Source organism: Nitrosomonas sp. (assembly GCA_031316255.1).
Classification (GTDB): domain Bacteria; phylum Pseudomonadota; class Gammaproteobacteria; order Burkholderiales; family Nitrosomonadaceae; genus Nitrosomonas.
Genome location: JALDQW010000001.1, coordinates 747424 through 767806, shown reverse-complemented (window position 1 = coordinate 767806; position 20383 = coordinate 747424). Strand labels below are relative to the sequence as shown.

The following is a 20383-nucleotide window of genomic DNA, read 5'->3' as shown; positions in this document are numbered from 1 at the left end:
GTATGATTATAGGTCATGGAAATCACTTGTTATAGGAATGATGAAATAACCCGTGTCACTCGTCAATTGCCCGCGAGTACTTACAATCAGGCGATAACATTGTTCTCTCGAAACGAGAGCAGGCATTTATTTGTGCCTATTCGCAGTATGCAGTATATGGCGATTATTGATGCGGAGGAATTTGTTTTTATCGATGGCGAACGCAAGTGTTGGGTTGATATTGCCTGGCAAAACTTCAAGCGGCAGGAGAGATCGGGATTGGATCAGCCGATTGTGTATGAAGCGGTTTATTACCGCGAGAATCTGACCGAAACAATGTTGCGTCTGCAAACTGAATTTCCATTGGCATTACGTGACTTGATGAATAAAACTTTTATAAAAGGAACGGCACATATTATCAGTTTTCCTGGCTATTCACGCTAATATTCTGATTGGACTTGTTTTATTCTGAGAAGAACTGTTTTGAGTTATTTTTACCAAATTCTTGCCAAAAAAAATTAAATTATTTTTTTGTTTAATGTGGAAAATAAAAAGAAAGTAAATGGTATTGTATATTAAGTGTATTTTTCGAAAGATGTGTTGTTTAGCTCGTTTGATCATCAAAAATGATCATGAAAGGGTATTGACCAAGCCTGTAACTCCTGTATAATCGCTCTTCTTTGCTGATAACGCATAGCAGCGATGCAGCAAAATTTGTTCTTTAAAAATCAACAATCGATAGGTGTGAGTACTTTTCTTGTGATAGATAATATGAAGATCTTTCTGGATTAAGGAAGATCAAAGCAACAAGATAAAGTACGCTAGACAAGATATACAATCAATCAATCAAGCAATCAAGTTGGTTTGTATATACACATAAACGTCAAGCGGAGTTTTAGCAGAATTAAACTGAAGAGTTTGATCCTGGCTCAGATTGAACGCTGGCGGCATGCTTTACACATGCAAGTCGAACGGCAGCACGGGTGCTTGCACCTGGTGGCGAGTGGCGGACGGGTGAGTAATGCATCGGAACGTGTCCAGAAGTGGGGGATAACGCATCGAAAGATGTGCTAATACCGCATATTCTCTGAGGAGGAAAGCAGGGGATCGTAAGACCTTGTGCTTTTGGAGCGGCCGATGTCTGATTAGCTAGTTGGTGGGGTAAAGGCCTACCAAGGCAACGATCAGTAGTTGGTCTGAGAGGACGACCAGCCACACTGGGACTGAGACACGGCCCAGACTCCTACGGGAGGCAGCAGTGGGGAATTTTGGACAATGGGCGCAAGCCTGATCCAGCAATGCCGCGTGAGTGAAGAAGGCCTTCGGGTTGTAAAGCTCTTTCAGTCGAGAAGAAAAGGCTGCAGTGAATAACTGTAGTTTATGACGGTATCGACAGAAGAAGCACCGGCTAACTACGTGCCAGCAGCCGCGGTAATACGTAGGGTGCGAGCGTTAATCGGAATTACTGGGCGTAAAGGGTGCGCAGGCGGTTTTGTAAGTCAGATGTGAAATCCCCGGGCTTAACCTGGGAATTGCGTTTGAAACTACAAGACTAGAGTGTGGCAGAGGGAGGTGGAATTCCATGTGTAGCAGTGAAATGCGTAGAGATATGGAAGAACATCGATGGCGAAGGCAGCCTCCTGGGTTAACACTGACGCTCATGCACGAAAGCGTGGGGAGCAAACAGGATTAGATACCCTGGTAGTCCACGCCCTAAACGATGTCAACTAGTTGTCGGGCCTTACTAGGCTTGGTAACGAAGCTAACGCGTGAAGTTGACCGCCTGGGGAGTACGGTCGCAAGATTAAAACTCAAAGGAATTGACGGGGACCCGCACAAGCGGTGGATTATGTGGATTAATTCGATGCAACGCGAAAAACCTTACCTACCCTTGACATGTAGCGAATTTTCCAGAGATGGATTAGTGCCTTCGGGAACGCTAACACAGGTGCTGCATGGCTGTCGTCAGCTCGTGTCGTGAGATGTTGGGTTAAGTCCCGCAACGAGCGCAACCCTTGTCATTAATTGCCATCATTTAGTTGGGCACTTTAATGAGACTGCCGGTGACAAACCGGAGGAAGGTGGGGATGACGTCAAGTCCTCATGGCCCTTATGGGTAGGGCTTCACACGTAATACAATGGCGCGTACAGAGGGTTGCCAACCCGCGAGGGGGAGCTAATCTCAGAAAGCGCGTCGTAGTCCGGATCGGAGTCTGCAACTCGACTCCGTGAAGTCGGAATCGCTAGTAATCGCGGATCAGCATGTCGCGGTGAATACGTTCCCGGGTCTTGTACACACCGCCCGTCACACCATGGGAGTGGGTTTCACCAGAAGCAGATAGTCTAACCGTAAGGAGGGCGTTTGCCACGGTGAGATTCATGACTGGGGTGAAGTCGTAACAAGGTAGCCGTAGGGGAACCTGCGGCTGGATCACCTCCTTTCAAGAGATATCCAAGTTGAGTACTCACAACCTATCGATTGTTTATAAAAGACAGAGCTAAGAACCAATAATCAGAATCCAACTTATGTCTTGATTAAGATTTGAGATGGCGCTTAGACTCATGAAGGGTCTGTAGCTCAGTTGGTTAGAGCACACGCTTGATAAGCGTGGGGTCGGTGGTTCAAGTCCACCCAGACCCACCAACATTATTGGGGGTGTAGCTCAGCTGGGAGAGCACCTGCTTTGCAAGCAGGGGGTCATCGGTTCGATCCCGTTCACCTCCACCAAAATAATTATATTTTGGAATGTGAGAAATGCTCGGATAATTTGTTAGAGAATTTTCTTGACAAAAGCTTTGTCTTTCATAAATCTTGTTCTTTAAAAATTTGGAAAGTATTAAATATTCATATTGTTTGTATTAATAGTTTGACTATATACATAATTTTTTAGTTATGTATGCAAGATACTGAACATGCAAACTTTTATGAATAGGGTTAGATTGTATCAACATTGCAATTTAGAATTCAAACAATGCAATAATTCTATAGCAGTTTTATAAAGTATTTTATATGCTGAATAAAAGTTTTAAAGTTATAGGATCAAGTGAATAAGTGCATGTGGTGGATGCCTTGGCGATTACAGGCGATGAAGGACGTGGAAGCCTGCGAAAAGCTTCGGGGAGCTGGCAAACAAGCTTTGATCCGGAGATATCCGAATGGGGAAACCTGATCCTTGCTTAATCAGTTTTGTATGAATAAGAATTGATTAAGCAGGGATCAACCTTAACTGAATATATAGGTTAAGTGTGGCGAACCTGGTGAACTGAAACATCTAAGTAACCAGAGGAAAAGAAATCAATTGAGATTCCCAAAGTAGTGGCGAGCGAAATGGGAGTAGCCATCAATATTTAGCATTTAAACTAATCGAATTTTCTGGAAAGTTAAACCATAGTAGGTGATAGTCCTGTAGGTGAAAGTTTAAATGTGGAACTAGGATTGAGACAAGTAGGGCGGGACACGTGAAATCCTGTCTGAACATGGGGGGACCATCCTCCAAGGCTAAATACTCGTAATCGACCGATAGTGAACAAGTACCGTGAGGGAAAGGTGAAAAGAACCCCGGGAGGGGAGTGAAATAGATCCTGAAACCGCATGCATACAAACAGTGGGAGCCTAATACCTCGTGTATTGGGTGACTGCGTACCTTTTGTATAATGGGTCAGCGACTTACATTCAGTAGCAAGCTTAACCGAATAGGGGAGGCGCAGCGAAAGCGAGTCTTAATAGGGCGTTTAGTTGCTGGGTGTAGACCCGAAACCAGATGATCTACCCATGGCCAGGATGAAGCGAGGGTAACACCTCGTGGAGGTCCGAACCCACTAATGTTGAAAAATTAGGGGATGAGCTGTGGGTAGGGGTGAAAGGCTAAACAAATCTGGAGATAGCTGGTTCTCTCCGAAAACTATTTAGGTAGTGCCTCACGTATCACCTTTGGGGGTAGAGCACTGTTATGGCTAGGGGATCATTGAGATTTACCAAACCATTGCAAACTCCGAATACCAAAGAGTGTAATCGTGGGAGACAGACATCGGGTGCTAACGTCCGGTGTCAAAAGGGAAACAACCCAGACCCTCAGCTAAGGTCCCTAAGACACAATTAAGTGGGAAACGAAGTGGGAAGGCACAGACAGTCAGGAGGTTGGCTTAGAAGCAGCCACCCTTTAAAGAAAGCGTAATAGCTCACTGATCGAGTCGTCCTGCGCGGAAGATGTAACGGGGCTCAAATTGTGCACCGAAGCTAGGGATTTACATTTTATGTAAATGGTAGGAGAGCGTTCCGTAAGCCTGAGAAGGTGTGGTGTGAACCATGCTGGAGGTATCGGAAGTGCGAATGCTGACATGAGTAGCGATAAAGGGAGTGAAAAGCTCCCTCGCCGAAAACCCAAGGTTTCCTGTGCAACGTTCATCGGCGCAGGGTGAGTCGGCCCCTAAGGTGAGGCAGAAATGCGTAGCTGATGGGAAACTGGTTAAAATTCCAGTACCTTTTTTCAATGCGATGTGGGGACGGAGAAGGTTAACTCAGCCGGGTGTTGGATGTCCCGGTTCAAACGTGTAGACGTGCTGCTTTGGCAAATCCGGGCAGCTTAGTTGAGGCGTGATAACGCAACACTCTTAGGAGTGCCAAGTGAGTGATACCATGCTTCCAGGAAAAGCCACTAAGCTTCAGTTGAAAAAAGACCGTACCGTAAACCGACACAGGTGGGTGGGATGAGAATTCTAAGGCGCTTGAGAGAACTCAGGAGAAGGAACTCGGCAAAATAGCACCGTAACTTCGGGAGAAGGTGTACCCCTTGTACGTGTAGCACTTCGCGTGTGAAGCGGAAAGGGGTTGCAATAAAAAGGTGGCTGCGACTGTTTATTAAAAACATAGCACTCTGCAAACACGAAAGTGGACGTATAGAGTGTGACGCCTGCCCGGTGCCGGAAGGTTAAATGATGGGGTGCAAGCTCTTGATTGAAGCCCCGGTAAACGGCGGCCGTAACTATAACGGTCCTAAGGTAGCGAAATTCCTTGTCGGGTAAGTTCCGACCTGCACGAATGGCGTAACGATGGCCACACTGTCTCCTCCTGGGACTCAGCGAAGTTGAAATGTTTGTGAAGATGCAATCTCCCCGCGGCTAGACGGAAAGACCCCGTGCACCTTTACTGTAGCTTTACATTGGACTTTGACAACATTTGTGTAGGATAGGTGGGAGGCTTTGAAGTGGGTTCGCTAGAACTCATGGAGCCATCGTTGAAATACCACCCTGATGTTGTTGGGGTTCTAACCTAGATCCATAATCTGGATTGGGGACCGTGTATGGTAGGCAGTTTGACTGGGGCGGTCTCCTCCCAAATTGTAACGGAGGAGTACGAAGGTACGCTAGGTACGGTCGGAAATCGTGCTGATAGTGCAATGGCAAAAGCGTGCTTGACTGCGAGACTGACAAGTCGAGCAGATGCGAAAGCAGGTCATAGTGATCCGGTGGTTCTGTATGGAAGGGCCATCGCTCAACGGATAAAAGGTACGCCGGGGATAACAGGCTGATTCCTCCCAAGAGTTCATATCGACGGGGGAGTTTGGCACCTCGATGTCGGCTCATCACATCCTGGGGCTGTAGCCGGTCCCAAGGGTATGGCTGTTCGCCATTTAAAGTGGTACGTGAGCTGGGTTTAAAACGTCGTGAGACAGTTTGGTCCCTATCTGCCGTGGGCGTTGGAAGTTTGAGAGGACCTGCTCCTAGTACGAGAGGACCGGAGTGGACGCACCTCTGGTGTACCGGTTATGACGCCAGTCGTATCGCCGGGTAGCTAAGTGCGGACGAGATAACCGCTGAAAGCATCTAAGCGGGAAACTCACCATAAGATAAGACTTCCCGAGGATTTAATCCTCCTAAAGGTTCGTCGAAGACTACGACGTTGATAGGTCGGGTGTGGAAGCATAGTAATATGTTAAGCTAACCGATACTAATTGACCGTGCGGCTTGATCCTATAAGTTTAAAACTTTTGCTTGAATGAATTTGATAAGCAATATTGTGAACAATCAATCCTAATACTTTCCAAAAATTATTTAATAATAGTTAGTTAAAGTTTCGCTTGGCGACCATAGCACTTTGGAACCACATCTTCCCATCCCGAACAGAACTGTGAAACGAAGTCGCGCCGATGATAGTGTGTAAACGCATGTGAAAGTAGGTTATCGCCAAGCATATTTCAAGAAAAACCCCTTAATTTTTAATTAAGGGGTTTTTTTATTGTGTTGTCTTTCTTGAAATCCTATAGTGCTTTAGAACTTAGAGTAAATGATCTAAAGTTAATGAAAATCTGGGTTTATTAAAAAGTAGCCACCATCGCGATTACAACCAAAATCTATCGCACTGATACGATAATGTTTCAGGCTAGGCACGGTGCGGGGAATTCAGGCCGAGGGATATGCCAGCGGCAATAAGGCAAGCCACGCCCGATGGAATGAAAGCCCATAGGTAGCTGCCCGTCATATCGAAAACGCTTCCAGCGAGTATTGGTCCGGCAATGCCTGCAACGCCGTAAGCAGTAAACATAAGGCCGTAGTTAATCCCAACGTTCCGGGTGCCGAAGAAATCAGCTGTTGTTGTCGGGAATAGGGCGAGGTTACCTCCGAAGTTAAATCCGATCCATGCGGCGGCAATAGACAACGTCAACTCCGTCGATCCCATTTTGATCAAAACAAGCATCATGACGCCCTGTAACAAGAACATGAGTGTCATGGCGTTCTTTCTGCCAATTTTGTCCGATAATGCGCCCCAGACGATGCGCCCGGCGCCGTTAAACAACGCTAGGATACCGACAGCATTCGCCGCTGCAGCGGCGCTCAGTCCGCTGTGTATGCCATAAGGCTTCAGTATCCCGATGACAAGCAATCCAGCAGCCGCACCGGACATGAACATGATCCAAAGCATCCAGAACTGGGTAGTTTTGACCATATCCCGCCACGCGAAATCCTCAGCAAAAGAAACATTTGATCTGGATTCAGGCGGATTCCATCCGGCAGGTTTCCATCCCGCTGGCGGATTCCTGAGAAGCTGAGCACCCAGAACAACCGATACCATGAATATGACGCCAAGGCACATGAAAGCGGTTAAAACCCCAGAATCATTGATAAAGCCTGAAGCGATTTTTGCAAACAGCCACGCACCAGCGCCGAATCCGGCCACAGCCATACCGGTAACCATGCCTCGCTTGTCTGGGAACCATTTCACACACGCCGCAATGGGACAGACATAAGCGAGCCCTATACCTGCGCCGCCGATAACGCCCACGGTCAAAGCTATCAGTGGAAAACTGCCACCGGTAAATGAAGCGAGCAGATAACCGGCGCCCAATACGATACCGCCGAAGGTCGCTACAATACGCGGACCCTTTCTGTCCTGCAATCTGCCCGCGAATATCATCACCAGCGCAAAGGTAGCCAGTGCCAGAGAAAAAATAATCTGCGTCTGCGTTGTTGAGTAGGAAAAAACTTCCTTGAGTGGATTGACGAAAACGCTCCAGCTGTAGATAGCGCCCAGGCAGACCTGGATGATCAACGCACCCGCCACTACCGTCCAACGGTTTTCAGGTGGTTTCATTTCAAGAATGGGTGTTTGAATGATACTCCATGTTTACAGAGTGTCCATGGGCCTTATTTTTGAATGAAATATACGTTAAGCTTGTTATCCAGTCAAACTTCGGTTTCTGAGCTATCAGGAATGCGTCTATCTCTACCTAAATGTGCATTCAAAACTATGAACTTTGTACATTTTAGGCGCGTATGAGAAAATGACCAATAAAGAATGATCAGCTTTACCGAGTAGTTCTTCCTCTGGTGGTGGCTAGCAATGCTTTCGCGAAAGTATGAAGGAATTACAACATTAAGAAACGTCGTAATAGATAGCGGAGGAGCTTTGTTACGAGGAGAATTATCTCAATGCAAATGTATCTGAGTCCGGGCCCGAAAAATTGCTGACCGGGTTTATTATGCAAACAACCGGAAACAGGCAAATCGTTGAGAAAATAACTCCTAAGACCTAAAACCTAAGACATGTATCTCAAAAATAAGATCCGCTTCTATATCTCAATTCATTAACTCGTGAACAGGCGATACATTTTGGATAAATCGGGACTTTCAGCTGATCTGATCTCAAATTATTTCCGTGCTATCTATCGGGTGGGGATGGGAGATGATGCATTTGAGCTGTATATTGATCAATATTCTGAACCAATGTATCAATTGATGAATGCCAGGAATGTATCAAATGCGGCGATCATCACCGCCTATAATCCTTTGAGCCAGATCCAAAGTGCGGAAAAAAATCAAACACTACATGCAAAGCTCGTTGAAACGCTTAAACGTCGCTCAGTGACGCTTATCGACAGTAATAATATAGATTCACTAAAGGCTTGGCCTGATGAAAAAAGCGTTTGTATTTTAGGAATTAACCTTGAGTCAACGCGATCTATCGGGCGGAAGCTTAAACAGAATGCCGTTGTCTGGATAGATAAAGATGCTATTCCACGGATTGTTCTGCTTCGATAGTGTTGACCAGGTGAGATACATGCATATGAGTATGGCGGCTATACTCGGGCCAGTGCTATACTCGCTGCTTTAACAGCAACATGGGAGATCAATTATGAAAAAATTGCTTACCTTCCTGACTTTGGCTTTCTTCACGATAAGTTTAATTGCCGTTGATGCGGAAGCCAGGCGTATGGGTGGCGGTAAAAGTTTTGGGAAGCAGCGTCAGTCATTGAACCAGCAATCAACACCCAATCAGCAACAGGCACCAACTCCGGCTCAAACGCCTGCTTCTCCCGCCGGTGGCGGCAGTAAGTGGGGCGGCGCATTGGCGGGGCTGGCTGCCGGTGGTTTATTAGCCGCATTGTTTATGGGGGGCGCCTTTGAAGGCATCAATATGATGGACATTGTTATGTTGATTCTGATTGTCGGCGTGATTTTTTTCATCATACGCCTAATGCGAAGACCGCGTGCTGAACAATCAGCGCAACCCATGCAATATTCAGGAGTCAATACAACCACTCAGGGTGGAGCTGCATCCCAATCTTTTGGTCAAACTGCGCAACCCTCTTCAATGGGTTCCGGAGAAAGTCATCACGCAAATATACCGCCAGACTTTAAAGTAGAACCATTTTTGCGTAATGCCAAAATGTCATTTATTCGCTTGCAGGCAGCAAATGATGTTGGTGATGTCAATGATATTCGTGAATATACGACTCCCGAAATGTTTGCTGAGATTAGCATGCAGATACAAGAACGGGGTGACGTGCAGCAGAAATCTGAAGTCATGTTTGTTGATGCGAATCTGCTCGATGTTGAAACTAATGATGACTCGGCGATTGCAAGTGTTCGCTTTACAGGACAAATGCGCGAATTACCGGATGGTGAGCCAGAAGCGTTTGATGAAGTCTGGCATGTTGAAAAAGATCTGAAAGATCCCGATTCTGTATGGTTATTAGCGGGTATTCAGCAGGTTTCTGATACTGACTTGTCTGACTGATAAACTTTTGAACCCGGCCTAATCGCTGTTATTTCCAGTAACCAGGCCGGGGTTGTCTTCTTTTTTTGTAACGTGCAATAACAATCCCATAAAATAAAAAAGCGTTAACCAAATGTATATAAGACTTTCTAAAGTCGCTTTGGTCTGGGCTACCGCCTTTTTTGCGACATTGGCTGCCTTAAGTAACGTGACGGACTACAATTCAAATTATGTACTTGTCGCGCATGTGCTTAAGATGGATACAACCTTCCCTGATAACAACGGCATGTGGCGTTCAATAGAAGCATCGTGGACTCATCATCTGGTTTTTTGCTTGATCATTTTTATCGAAGCAGTCGTGGCCATACTTTGTTGGATCGGTGGTTATTGTTTATTCAAGTCCAGATATGATTATGCGCAGTTCAACCACTCAAAAAAACTTGCTGTTTCTGGCCTAACCCTGGGCATTTTGTTATGGTTCACCGGATTTATGACAATTGGCGGGGAATGGTTTCTAATGTGGCAATCACAAGTCGCGAATGGTCAACAAGCGGCTTTCCGTCTCGTTGTTATTTTGTCTGTTGTCTTGATTTATCTAATACAACCCGATGAAAAAATAAATTCCTAAATATTTTGGAACAAAAGAGTATGACTGACACCAGTTCTTGTATCTAAGATAAGATCAGCGGCGATTTGTTGCATTTCTGACGCATCGTATTGATAGTACTCAGGATAACGGGTTGCTCAATTATTTTAGCCTCCAGTAGACGTTTTTTTGGAAAATCCATAAACGATATGCCGATCAACATTGTCAAAATTCCCTGACCTGGTAGGAAAAGCATAATAAAACCAGCAAGAAAAAAAATACCGCCAACAATATTTTTCACGATTAATCCCAATATACGCAAAACCGGGTGATGATCTTTCATCCAGTATCGAGGAATACGTATATCAAAATAGTCATGCGGCAAACGTATCAAAATGATCGGAATAATTACCAATGATGCAATAAAACTGATAATGGAAATAATTGTCAAGTTGATCAACACCTCAACTGGAATCCACTGTTCAATTGTTATCAGTATATTATCCATTTTTGTTCCCTAATATAACCATAATGGTAAATTCAAAAGATCGAGAAAATCAAATTTCTTGATTTTCTATTACTTTGCGTAAAACAACTTTCCAACTTTAATATTGCACGAACTAGAAAAATCAGAATTTTTTGAACCGGATAACTAAATATGTTATTTCTGTAAGATTTGTCTCCGGAAAAAACGTACTTAATCTGGTTTTTTCTGTTTTTGAGCCGTGGTTTATCCCTGTGGTTCACTTCCTATGGTAAAAATCAGCTTGAAATGTTAGAAAAGTACTATCCATGGGTCGGTCTGGCTGCAACATTAAAGAAAGGTTACGGGTACGGGCAATTGCTTGCGAACAGCAGGCGAACGCGGCGGGTGTGGTGAAAGTCAACAGCGCGATTTTAAATAAATGCAGAGATATTGTACTCACGTGGGCGTGTGCAATTAAGGACAGTGACAGCAGGGATTTTTGCCTATCAGTAATGAAGACAGCTGAAGCGATCAGCAAAACACAACCTGTTGTTGTATTTTGATGCGGTTTTCCATATTACCATGTGCGTATTAAACTTTTCGTCTCTGAATCTTGCGGATATGCCAATGTCGTCTGCGCAGAATCCAGATTGAGAAATTAAATCTGAGAGTTATTGCTTTGAATTGATGCAGTATGAATGCCAACACGGCAAGTAGTTATACTCGCTTTATTACTTTATTCACAATGAAATCTTGCGCTGATTCCTAAAACAAACACGGGATATGGTTACATAGTGTATTAACTATTGACTTTAACATATCCCGTTTCAACTAGGATTCTGATTAATTCAGGACTGTTCAAATTCATGAATTAATCAGCGTTCACTAGCAACAATAAAAGCTGTTAAGTATTCTCTTCTAGGGAATACAGGTTTTTTTATCTGTTCGAGTTTAGTTTGCCAGACAGGCTTGAATAATAGAATGCGAGGTTTTCGATATCTTCTTTAGTCAATGCTGCTGCCATGCCATTCATGACAGGGTCAGTGCGGCTGCCAGATTTGTAATCTTTCAGTGCTTTCTCTAAATATGTTCTGTACTGACCACCGATATGTGGAAAATTGGGTGCTGGACTGTTTCCGTCAGCACCATGGCACGACGCACATGCCTCTGCAGCTTTGCTTTTACCTGCTTCAATATCAGCTGCAACAACCTGACCCGATAAAACAAGAGCGGCGCTGCTGAGCGCGGCAATAAAATATTTCTTCATCATTTATTCCTTATGTAAATCTCAATTAATTATTTGCATAGAAAGCTGCTAAATCCTTGATATCCTGGTCTGAAAGAGATTTTGCAAGTCCCGTCATAGAAGGGTGACTGCGTGTGCCATCTCTGTAGCCTTCGAGTGATTTGACCAGATATTCTTCATATTGACCACCGATTTTAGGTACGTTATACGCTGAAGGAAAAGCGGTACGATAACCATCAATTCCATGGCACCCTATGCACATAGAATTCTTTTCTTTCCCGGCCGCCGCGTCGCCAGCTTGAGCTATACCTGAAAATACCAATAGCATGCTCGAGGCAAGTAATAAATTAATCATTGTTTTTTGTTTCATTGTAGGCCTCCTCCTCTTAAAAGTTGAACTTTAAACGATGTGCTCGATTTGGTCAATGAATTGCATACTATGTCCATGTTGTTTATAGGGAAATTTTACTGTTACTTTCCGTTTATTTTGCGCTTCTTGACTCCAATTCGTCCCATCGTTCGAGACACTCTGTTAATTCTTTTTCTATGGTTGAAAAACGCTGTTGTAATGCTATGGCCTCACCCGGATTACTCCGGTATATTTCCGCATCATTCAAGCGCAGGGTAATGTTGACCTGTTCAAGCTCCAACATTTCTATTTTGTCGGGTAGCGCATCCAGTTCACGGTTTTCTTGGTAACTCAGTTTTCTGGTCTGCGTTGTTGGCTTATTCTTTTTTTTGGCTGATATAGGATCATATTGTTTAACACTCTCTGTTTGAGTTTGTTTTTCTTTAAGCTGCCTGGTCTGAATCCAATCCGAGTAACCACCGACATATTCTCGCAGCACGCCATTCCCTTCAAATGCAACAACCTGAGTGACAACATTATCCAAAAATGTCCGGTCATGGCTGACCAAGAATAATGTTCCCGTATAACTTTGCAGCATTTCCTCCAATAATTCCAGTGTCTCTATATCCAGATCGTTTGTTGGTTCATCAAGCACCATTACATTAGCTGGACGGGTAAATAACCGCGCCAATAATAGGCGATTGCGTTCACCGCCGGAAAGCGATTTAACCGGGGAGCGTGCACGTTGCGGAGAAAATAAAAAATCTTCCAGATAACTGATGACGTGCTTACGCTTGCCATTAATATCGATAAACTCAGCGCCCTGACTGATCGTTTCGGTCAATGTCATATCTTCATCCAACTGCTCCCGCATCTGGTCAAAATATGCAATGGACAGTTTGGTTCCTTGGCGAATTTGACCTGAATCAGGCTTTAATTCGCCCAGAATCAGTTTTAAAAACGTCGATTTCCCGACGCCGTTTGGTCCCACTAAACCAACGCGATCTCTGCGCATTATACGGCAAGAAAAATTATCAATGATCGATTTACTTCCAAACTTTTTACTGACTTGAATGAGTTCAGCGACCAGGTCTCCCGATTGTTCGCCAACATCAACTTGCAAATTGGCTTTTCCGACACGCTCTCTTCTTGAAGCGCGCTCCTTGCGCAAGACTTCCAGGCGACGAACCCGCCCTTCGTTGCGCGTGCACCTTGCTTGAATCCCCTTGCGTATCCATATTTCTTCCTGTGCCAGGACTTTGTCAAATTTATGGTTTTGAGTAGTTTCAATTTCCAACATTTCGATTTTCTTGCGTTGATATTCGTCAAAGTTTCCGGGAAAAGTTGTCAGAATGCCGCGATCGAGTTCAATAATGCGTGTGGTTACGTTGTTAAGAAAATGCCGGTCATGAGTTATAAATAAAACGCTACCTGGAAATCCTTGTAAAAATTCTTCGAGCCATTCAATGGATTCTAAATCCAAATGATTTGTCGGTTCATCGAGCAATAGGATGTCGGGCGAGATAACCAGTGCACGAGCCAGTGCTACTCGTTTTTTTAATCCGCCAGAAAGCTGTTTAATTAGTTGGTCGGCCGTTAGGTTTAATTTGTCGATGACGGTTTCTATTCTAGCCTGTGTGCTCCATCCATCCTGCGTATCAAGTTCATTTTGCAGTTCTTGTAACTGAACGAGCAGGTGATCAGTGTTTTTGTTGCTTATACTTAATGCATGAGAAACTTCATGATAATCGAGCAATAACTGACTGATGCTGCCCAACCCATTTGAAACCTCCTGATAAACCGAATTGTTATCGATTAATAACGGTTCCTGAGCGACATATGCTATTTTTAGACTTGAAGCACACCAAAATTTACCATCGTCCAGTCTGATCTTGCCCGACAACACCTGTAATAAACTGGACTTGCCCCCACCATTTCTACCGATCAACCCTACTCGTTCACCCGGATCGATCTGCAGATTGACTTGGTTTAACAGTGTATGGTGACCAAAAGCCAGACAGGCTTTTTCCAGAGTAATGATCGGCATAACAGGAAACCGGGCTTGTTAACGGAGACGTGGAAAAATCAAAGATACCATTCTGTCACGGTTCTGGACATATGGCAAAGGTGGCTTAAAAAATGATGGAGCCATTGACAATGTCAGTATCTGGCATTTGTCAATGGCTCCAATTTTTTGGAAAATTTAAATAAATTAACCAACAGAAGTGACGTTGATTTTTTTGGGTTGTACATCTTCCTTCTTAGGAATCGTTATTTCAAGAACACCATGTTTCGAAGCTGCCGAAATTGTATCGGGGTTTGCTGTGTCCGGCAGACTAAATCGGCGGTAAAAAGAACCGTAAGTTCGCTCTACACGTTTATAGCCTTCCTGTTCGGTTTCTGCTTCGGTTTTCTTTTCTCCTTTAATGGTGAGAACACCGTTTTCCATGCTGATATCAATGTCTTCTGGGTTAACACCTGGGATATCTGCGTGAATAACGAACTTGTCTTTTGTTTCTTTGATATCGACTGCAGGCGCCCATTCGGCTGTTGCCGTTGAACCTTCAGCTGCGCCGCGTTCCAATTCTTTCTGCAATTGACTCAGTAAACCCCATGGTTCATATCGTGTAATTGCCATTTTCATCTCCTCTTGAAATAAAAACAAAGTTTGATTCGGTAATCTATGGTTTCTATATGTGGCTGTATGTTTTTATTTCAAGATGAAGCAAGAAAGATTTTGTTCAAGACATTCTGATTGATAACCGGTATTTAATAATCATTATAGCGGCGCAATGCTTTCCAGATTCCAAACAAGACCAATGCGATCAGCGCGAAAATCCACCAGTTATATACCATCCACATGACTGGGCTTGAATCAACCGATATATTTGCTCGACCCAATTCAATGACATTTATTTTCTGATGGTCACGTTCAGTCGATGTAACGTGCATTTTGAATTTAATTGTTTGAATACCGGACGACTCGGGCACGACTTGCCATTTCCATTCTGTCGTGTCATTAAAAATATACATTTGCTTTTGTGGCCCGGCATTCTCAATACTAAAACTTTCGCCCTTTATTTCAGCTTGCATGCTGGGTGATATAAAACCGGTAATACCCTGAATAGAAGTGCCTACAGACGAAATGGATACAATTTCATTGATAAATTCAGCAAGTTGCTGTGTATTTAGATTCAGTTTTACCTCGAACCCTTCAAATTGTTTAGCTTCCGGCGGTGCTGTAATAACACTGCTGTCAAGCGGTAGCTTCATGATTACCGGATGAACAAATTGATTCTTGTTTGCTAGCATATGCATAAAAGAATTGAGCGAAAATGGTATTATCAATAAAACCAGCAACAATGCAGCTGGCATTATCAAACTCGTATTGACGCTGGACTTCATGATGCTTTCATCATCGCTCTCGCCTTCTGCATTGTTTGAGTCCGGATCATTTGACTCCGGATTATTCGATTCAGGGTTGTTCATATGGTCTCCTGCTGTTTATTTGATCATTTACGATACTGATCATATCATCTATAACTCAAAAGTATTAACTCTTGCCTGAAATTTTACATTTCAGACTTTAATTCCAGGTTAAAGCGTACGATGACACGATAACATTCTGGATCATATTTGAATTGGCGGGAGCGATAATACCAATGGATGGTTAACTTGAGTCAGCGTAAAAATGACTTCAAAAGTTGTAAAGCTATGTGGAAATAATTCCTTGGCGGAGGATTTCCCCGCCACTGTTTTTCAACAGTGACAGGGGAGGGGGAATAAAATAATCTAGCAGTTGAAATTAAGGAACAATCCGGTTATTAAGAATTTCTTTGCTTTGACCATTCCAGATCACGTCTGTCAGGTTAGAGTAACGGGTCACAATCTGTGCCGCGATACCACCTGAGAACAAACCTGCCCAGCCCAGAATCACAAAACCCCAGTGCAATGGCGCGCTAAACAGCTCTTCCATGAACCAGAATGCATGACCCCACTCGTTCAATCCAACGTTCGGCAGAATCATCAACGGACCAGCAATCGCCATAACCAGCGGGAATGATGTGCCACGGCTATACAGTGGCAAACGGGTCATCGCGTACAGGTATGCCGCTACACCACATACAATGTACATCGGGAATGAACCATAGAACACAACTACGTGACTTGGCGTGAAACTCGTGTCACGAATAATCACCTGATGCCAGGATGCATCTTGCTCGGTGAAGAAGCTGCCGCCCCAGTAAACACCAAACAGATAGACACCCAACCACATCATCCAGTAAAAATAACGCTTAACTTCAAGCTTTGGATCCAGGTTGTCCAGTTGCTCCTTGGTGTCACGGGTCTTCAGAATCCAGCCCCAGGTTACCAACGCAAACAATGGCATCAGGGTCATGTGTACACGCCACAAGCCCATCCATACACGGTCAAATTCCGGCTCCATTGAGTCCATACCATGTGAATACGCAAATGTACGTTGATACCAAATCCAGAATATCGCTACCGCCAGCATAATGCCCATGCCCAGCTTGTAGTACTTGGAGTCGTACCACAATGACATGTCATAGTCAGCACTCGCCGCTCTACTCGTTCCCATCGTTGTTGCCATGATAGTCTCTCCTTTAATTTATTATTTATTTAGAATAGGGTTCTTCTTTTTCAAAAAAAACCATACCTGTAAGATGGCTTTTTGAAAAAAAAGTTTCAAAAAATTTAATATTTCTCAATTTTTTTAATGTAAAAATTACAAAAAACACTGAACAGATGAAGCTGCTCCGGAAAATTTTATACCCGAGAGTCTGTGTTAAGAAATTGTTTCTACGTGATCTTTTTTCATGAACTAAAGGAACGTAGAAAATATGCAAGAAACGCGGTAATTATTCATCGGATTTAAATTAAAGTTGCGATCAAGGCCGATCAGTCGTGAACTGAACGCTCCAAGCAACATTCCAATCTGTTATTGCCAGGTAAAATTGTTTGGGTTTTATAGGTGCATCTTCTTTCAGTAGCAAATCGTCACTGTTGTTGAGGCTGCGTGTTGCTTGATAAATCTGTTGAAAATTGAAAGTCACTCCAATGCAAAATAGGCAGGTATAGAACAATGGCAGATGGACCCAACGAGCTTAGATCGAACTTCCGTGTTTACGCCTTTAACGACTTGTGCAAACTGGTACGACCTTACAACTGCACCAAGCTCTGATTCAACAATTTTTCTCAATATGTTATAGAAAATACTATCATAACTATTTATGTTGAATTTAGACATCCTTGTCTACTTCTTCTTTTTCCAAACCCAGCAATCTACGATTTGTTCGAACAAGGAAACGTTTGAATTTCCTATCTGTTCAAATCTTTAATGATGCTGGAGGCTACAGGTGTCATGCCATGTGCCGTTATTTGAATGATGCTTAACAATCAATGTCTTTCCACTGTTTCTGTGCACCCATTTGACTGAGAACTGTACAGGACTAAACAGTATCGTGTTCTGATGAGGAAAATTACAGTGAAATCTGATCCGGTAAGAATCAAAATAGTCATTTACGGCATTGCGCTACTGTCCTGCGGATGGTTATCCTGGAAAACCTTGCAGGGAGAACAGTCCCCACTGACAATGCAACATGTTTCTGCAGCAATCAAACCAGAGTCTTTCTCATTTTTGGAAACATCACCAGATGTGCTAATCGACAGGATTATCATCCTCTCCGGATTGCAGAATCAGATTGAGGAGATCGGCGGCAAGATACTGCAGGAGATCAAACAATCTAAGGACAAGCCGGATAATCCGGATGTCGCCATGGAAATGGAAAAAATTGTTATCGAATCATTCGGACCGGAGCATTTCCATCGCCGGCTTCGGGTGGCGCTCAAGACGGGCTCAGATATTGAGCGTCTTGCAAATCTGGCACATTCGTTTAATTCACCGCAAATGCGCAAAATTACAGAAATCGAAGGGCGCGAATTCGACCTTATGGCGTTTGAGTCTTTCGTGGAAAACGTGACTCGAAACCCACTGCCGACGAACCGAATTCGCTTGCTACAGATGCTCGAGTCAGTAACCTATACAACGCATTTTGCCATCGAACTGACGGCAAGCTTAAAACGCGCCATGCGGATGGGTACTGTCAATGACGATAATGCAGCAATGAATGCTTTGGATGCCGAACTCAACACACAGAAGAAAAAAATGGCCGACAATATATACCAGGCTATGATCTTAACGATGGCGTATGTTTATCGAGAACTCGACGATCTGGAACTTGAGGCTTATGTTCAGTTCTACCAGACCGAAGAAGGCGAATGGTTTATCAAGCAAGCGGTTAATGCGCTGACTGAAGCATTTCGTGCTGGCGCACTGCAGACGGGAAAGCGTATCTCGGAATTGATTAATGCAAAAAAGACGCACACTAAACCCTCGTCCTAGTACTTTATCTATTCATCCAAAACAGCCTGATCGGGAAACAGTACCCCGGTAAACCCGAAAGCACGAAAATCCCTGATGCGCATTGGGTAGAGAATACCTTGCAAATGATCGCATTCATGCTGCACGACGCGCGCATGAAATCCATCCACTTGGCGATCTATTGTATGACCCTGTTGATCAAATCCCTGATAGCGCAGGTGCGTATATCGTGGCACTTTGCCGCGCAAACCCGGTACACTCAAGCACCCTTCCCAGTCCTCTTCCATTTCATCGGATAACGGTGTCAGTTGCGGATTGATTAGCACGGTAAAAGGCACTTCATCCGCGCCGGGATAACGCTGATTTTCTTTAAATCCGAAAATAACCACTTGCAAGCTCATGCCAATCTGCGGTGCAGCAAGGCCGGCGCCATCAAGCGACGCCATGGTATCTTTCATATCCTGAATCAACCTATTGAGTTCAGGCGTATTGTATCGTTCCACTGGATTAGCCACTTCCATCAACAAAGGCTCACCCATTTTAAGTACCGATTTAATCGCCATAACAATTCACTAAATGTTCGATGATGTTTCTAACATGAATCATTGCCGTTTCAAGAACCGCATAAATTTCTTTTAATGGAATTTCGGCAACGTTTGTACCACGTCCGGCGGCGTGATTGGCAACAACTGCGAGCGTTGCATAATTGAGTCCTAATTCTCTTGCCAATGCGGTTTCCGGCATACCCGTCATACCCACCATATCGGCGCCGTCACGTTCTAATCGGTTGATCTCGGCAGCTGTCTCAAGCCGCGGCCCTTGCATGGCAGCATAAACACCGCCATCGACAACAGACTCTCCGGCCATTTTAGCTGCCTTGAAAAGTAATGCACGTGTCGCTGAACAATAAGGATGGGTGAAATCGGCATGCACTACCGGCTGGTCTGTGCTGTTGAAGTAGGTTGAATCACGTCCATACGTATAATCGATGATCTGGTCAGGAACAACCAGATTGCCAGGTGTTAGATCCTTCTGTATTCCACCCACAGCCGCAACCGCAATCAAATGTTCCGGCTTCAAGGTATTTAAGGCCCACAGGTTCGCGCGATAATTGACCAAGTGCGGCGGAATCGTATGGCCATGCCCATGACGTGCAAGAAATACGATTTCATGACCATTTATCTGACCAAAGGTAAACGGTCCGGATGGTTCGCCATAAGGTGTACGTATGATTTGACGATGCGATATCTCAAGGCAGGATAGCTGTGTCATGCCACTGCCGCCGATTATAGCCAGCATAGCTTAAAGTTCCGACTCCGAGTTCAATGCATAAATTGCTGGCAGATTACGCCAGGCGCCATGTATATCCATGCCAAAACCGAATACATAACGGTTTGGCAGGATCAATCCGACAAAATCAGCCTGGTACGGCTTTATTTGGCCGAGTTCCTTTTCTACCAGCACTACACTATAAAACGATTTCGCGCCGCAATCGAGCACTTTTTTACGAATCGCTTCCAACGTAATGCCTTCATCCAAAATATCATCTATGACGAGAACCGTTCTATCCTTATAACAATCTTGCGGGAACACGATCCAGTTTATTTCTCCACCACTTGTTTCGTTATGGTAGCGCGATACCTGAACGTAATCAAAATTCATTGGAAAAATCAATTTAGGCAACAAATGTCCGGCGAATACAACACCCCCTTTCATGACACACAATACGAGCGGATTTTGTTCAGATAATACTGCAGTGATTTCGTTGGCCAGACGTTGCACTGTTTTCTCAATCGCTTCAGCGGAATAAATTAATTCAGCCGTTTGCCGGATTTGTTCTGCTTCTTTTCGAGTCAACATA

The 20383-nt window shown here is 44.2% G+C and carries 16 protein-coding genes, 2 tRNA genes and 3 rRNA genes; 10 read left to right on the top strand and 11 right to left on the bottom strand.

Annotation, left to right across the window (positions count from 1 at the left end; all coding sequences use genetic code 11):
• The first annotated feature begins 15 nt into the window (after window positions 1-15).
• The 6 genes from MRK00_03575 to rrf all read left to right on the top strand — a co-directional run bounded on the left by MRK00_03575 (window position 16) and on the right by rrf (window position 6168).
• Complete coding sequence (locus tag MRK00_03575; GenBank protein ID MDR4516454.1) at window positions 16-423, top strand: hypothetical protein; 408 nt, start codon at window positions 16-18, stop codon at window positions 421-423.
• Between the two features lie 462 nt (window positions 424-885).
• A 16S ribosomal RNA gene (locus MRK00_03570) occupies window positions 886-2421 on the top strand.
• A gap of 125 nt (window positions 2422-2546) precedes the next feature.
• Window positions 2547-2623, top strand: a tRNA-Ile gene (locus tag MRK00_03565).
• Between the two features lie 8 nt (window positions 2624-2631).
• A tRNA-Ala gene (locus tag MRK00_03560) sits at window positions 2632-2707 on the top strand.
• Window positions 2708-3017: 310 nt separating this feature from the next.
• Window positions 3018-5951 (top strand): 23S ribosomal RNA (locus MRK00_03555).
• A gap of 104 nt (window positions 5952-6055) precedes the next feature.
• Window positions 6056-6168, top strand: a 5S ribosomal RNA gene (rrf, locus tag MRK00_03550).
• The 16S, 23S and 5S rRNA genes sit together here with 2 tRNA genes alongside, the layout of an rRNA operon.
• 190 nt (window positions 6169-6358) lie before the next feature.
• Here rrf and MRK00_03545 read toward each other — a convergent pair.
• On the bottom strand, window positions 6359-7567 hold the full coding sequence (locus tag MRK00_03545) for an OFA family MFS transporter (protein MDR4516453.1): 1209 nt from the start codon (window positions 7565-7567) through the stop codon (window positions 6359-6361).
• 518 nt (window positions 7568-8085) lie between these two features.
• Between MRK00_03545 and MRK00_03540 the strand changes: the two genes are divergently transcribed.
• The 3 genes from MRK00_03540 (at window position 8086) to MRK00_03530 (ending at window position 10100) form a co-directional block, all read left to right on the top strand.
• Complete coding sequence (locus tag MRK00_03540) at window positions 8086-8514, top strand: DUF3293 domain-containing protein (protein MDR4516452.1); 429 nt, start codon at window positions 8086-8088, stop codon at window positions 8512-8514.
• A 94-nt stretch (window positions 8515-8608) separates the two neighbouring features.
• Window positions 8609-9493: a TIM44-like domain-containing protein gene (locus MRK00_03535; GenBank protein ID MDR4516451.1), complete on the top strand. Its 885-nt coding sequence runs from the start codon at window positions 8609-8611 to the stop codon at window positions 9491-9493.
• A 112-nt stretch (window positions 9494-9605) separates the two neighbouring features.
• Window positions 9606-10100, top strand: a complete 495-nt coding sequence (locus MRK00_03530; protein ID MDR4516450.1) for a DUF2165 domain-containing protein — start codon at window positions 9606-9608, stop codon at window positions 10098-10100.
• A gap of 43 nt (window positions 10101-10143) precedes the next feature.
• Here MRK00_03530 and MRK00_03525 read toward each other — a convergent pair whose 3' ends face one another.
• The 7 genes from MRK00_03525 to MRK00_03495 form a co-directional block, all read right to left on the bottom strand.
• On the bottom strand, window positions 10144-10566 hold the full coding sequence (locus MRK00_03525) for a hypothetical protein (protein MDR4516449.1): 423 nt from the start codon (window positions 10564-10566) through the stop codon (window positions 10144-10146).
• A gap of 895 nt (window positions 10567-11461) precedes the next feature.
• Entirely contained in the window at window positions 11462-11791 is a 330-nt protein-coding gene (locus tag MRK00_03520) for a cytochrome c (GenBank protein ID MDR4516448.1), read from the bottom strand.
• Between the two features lie 25 nt (window positions 11792-11816).
• On the bottom strand, window positions 11817-12140 hold the full coding sequence (locus MRK00_03515; protein MDR4516447.1) for a cytochrome c: 324 nt from the start codon (window positions 12138-12140) through the stop codon (window positions 11817-11819).
• Between the two features lie 112 nt (window positions 12141-12252).
• On the bottom strand, window positions 12253-14166 hold the full coding sequence (locus MRK00_03510) for an ATP-binding cassette domain-containing protein (GenBank protein MDR4516446.1): 1914 nt from the start codon (window positions 14164-14166) through the stop codon (window positions 12253-12255).
• Between the two features lie 165 nt (window positions 14167-14331).
• Complete coding sequence (locus tag MRK00_03505) at window positions 14332-14757, bottom strand: Hsp20/alpha crystallin family protein (protein ID MDR4516445.1); 426 nt, start codon at window positions 14755-14757, stop codon at window positions 14332-14334.
• A gap of 131 nt (window positions 14758-14888) precedes the next feature.
• A complete protein-coding gene (locus MRK00_03500) occupies window positions 14889-15608 on the bottom strand; it encodes a hypothetical protein (GenBank protein ID MDR4516444.1) in 720 nt (239 codons plus the stop codon).
• 316 nt (window positions 15609-15924) lie between these two features.
• A complete protein-coding gene (locus MRK00_03495) occupies window positions 15925-16731 on the bottom strand; it encodes a methane monooxygenase/ammonia monooxygenase subunit C (protein ID MDR4516443.1) in 807 nt (268 codons plus the stop codon).
• An 894-nt stretch (window positions 16732-17625) separates the two neighbouring features.
• Between MRK00_03495 and MRK00_03490 the strand changes: the two genes are divergently transcribed.
• Entirely contained in the window at window positions 17626-18543 is a 918-nt protein-coding gene (locus MRK00_03490) for a hypothetical protein (GenBank protein MDR4516442.1), read from the top strand.
• Window positions 18544-18551: 8 nt separating this feature from the next.
• On the opposite strand, the gene def is transcribed toward MRK00_03490, so the two are convergent.
• From def to MRK00_03475, 3 genes are read right to left on the bottom strand one after another with little or no spacing between them, the layout of a single operon-like run.
• Entirely contained in the window at window positions 18552-19085 is a 534-nt protein-coding gene (gene def / locus MRK00_03485) for a peptide deformylase (protein ID MDR4516441.1), read from the bottom strand.
• Entirely contained in the window at window positions 19075-19821 is a 747-nt protein-coding gene (locus MRK00_03480) for an S-methyl-5'-thioinosine phosphorylase (protein MDR4516440.1), read from the bottom strand. The genes def and MRK00_03480 overlap by 11 nt, the downstream gene beginning before the upstream one ends.
• 3 nt (window positions 19822-19824) lie before the next feature.
• Window positions 19825-20382, bottom strand: a complete 558-nt coding sequence (locus MRK00_03475) for a hypoxanthine-guanine phosphoribosyltransferase (protein ID MDR4516439.1) — start codon at window positions 20380-20382, stop codon at window positions 19825-19827.
• Between the last annotated feature and the right edge of the window lies 1 nt (window position 20383).

Coding starts and splice junctions, on each gene's coding strand:
- MRK00_03575 (MDR4516454.1), top strand. CDS start 16: ATGGAAATCACTTGTTATAGGAATGATGAAATAACCCGTGTCACTCGT.
- MRK00_03545 (MDR4516453.1), bottom strand. CDS start 7,567: ATGAAACCACCTGAAAACCGTTGGACGGTAGTGGCGGGTGCGTTGATC.
- MRK00_03535 (MDR4516451.1), top strand. CDS start 8,609: ATGAAAAAATTGCTTACCTTCCTGACTTTGGCTTTCTTCACGATAAGT.
- MRK00_03530 (MDR4516450.1), top strand. CDS start 9,606: ATGTATATAAGACTTTCTAAAGTCGCTTTGGTCTGGGCTACCGCCTTT.
- MRK00_03525 (MDR4516449.1), bottom strand. CDS start 10,566: ATGGATAATATACTGATAACAATTGAACAGTGGATTCCAGTTGAGGTG.
- MRK00_03520 (MDR4516448.1), bottom strand. CDS start 11,791: ATGAAGAAATATTTTATTGCCGCGCTCAGCAGCGCCGCTCTTGTTTTA.
- MRK00_03515 (MDR4516447.1), bottom strand. CDS start 12,140: ATGAAACAAAAAACAATGATTAATTTATTACTTGCCTCGAGCATGCTA.
- MRK00_03510 (MDR4516446.1), bottom strand. CDS start 14,166: ATGCCGATCATTACTCTGGAAAAAGCCTGTCTGGCTTTTGGTCACCAT.
- MRK00_03505 (MDR4516445.1), bottom strand. CDS start 14,757: ATGGCAATTACACGATATGAACCATGGGGTTTACTGAGTCAATTGCAG.
- MRK00_03500 (MDR4516444.1), bottom strand. CDS start 15,608: ATGAACAACCCTGAATCGAATAATCCGGAGTCAAATGATCCGGACTCA.
- MRK00_03495 (MDR4516443.1), bottom strand. CDS start 16,731: ATGGCAACAACGATGGGAACGAGTAGAGCGGCGAGTGCTGACTATGAC.
- def (MDR4516441.1), bottom strand. CDS start 19,085: ATGGCGATTAAATCGGTACTTAAAATGGGTGAGCCTTTGTTGATGGAA.
- MRK00_03480 (MDR4516440.1), bottom strand. CDS start 19,821: ATGCTGGCTATAATCGGCGGCAGTGGCATGACACAGCTATCCTGCCTT.
- MRK00_03475 (MDR4516439.1), bottom strand. CDS start 20,382: ATGTTGACTCGAAAAGAAGCAGAACAAATCCGGCAAACGGCTGAATTA.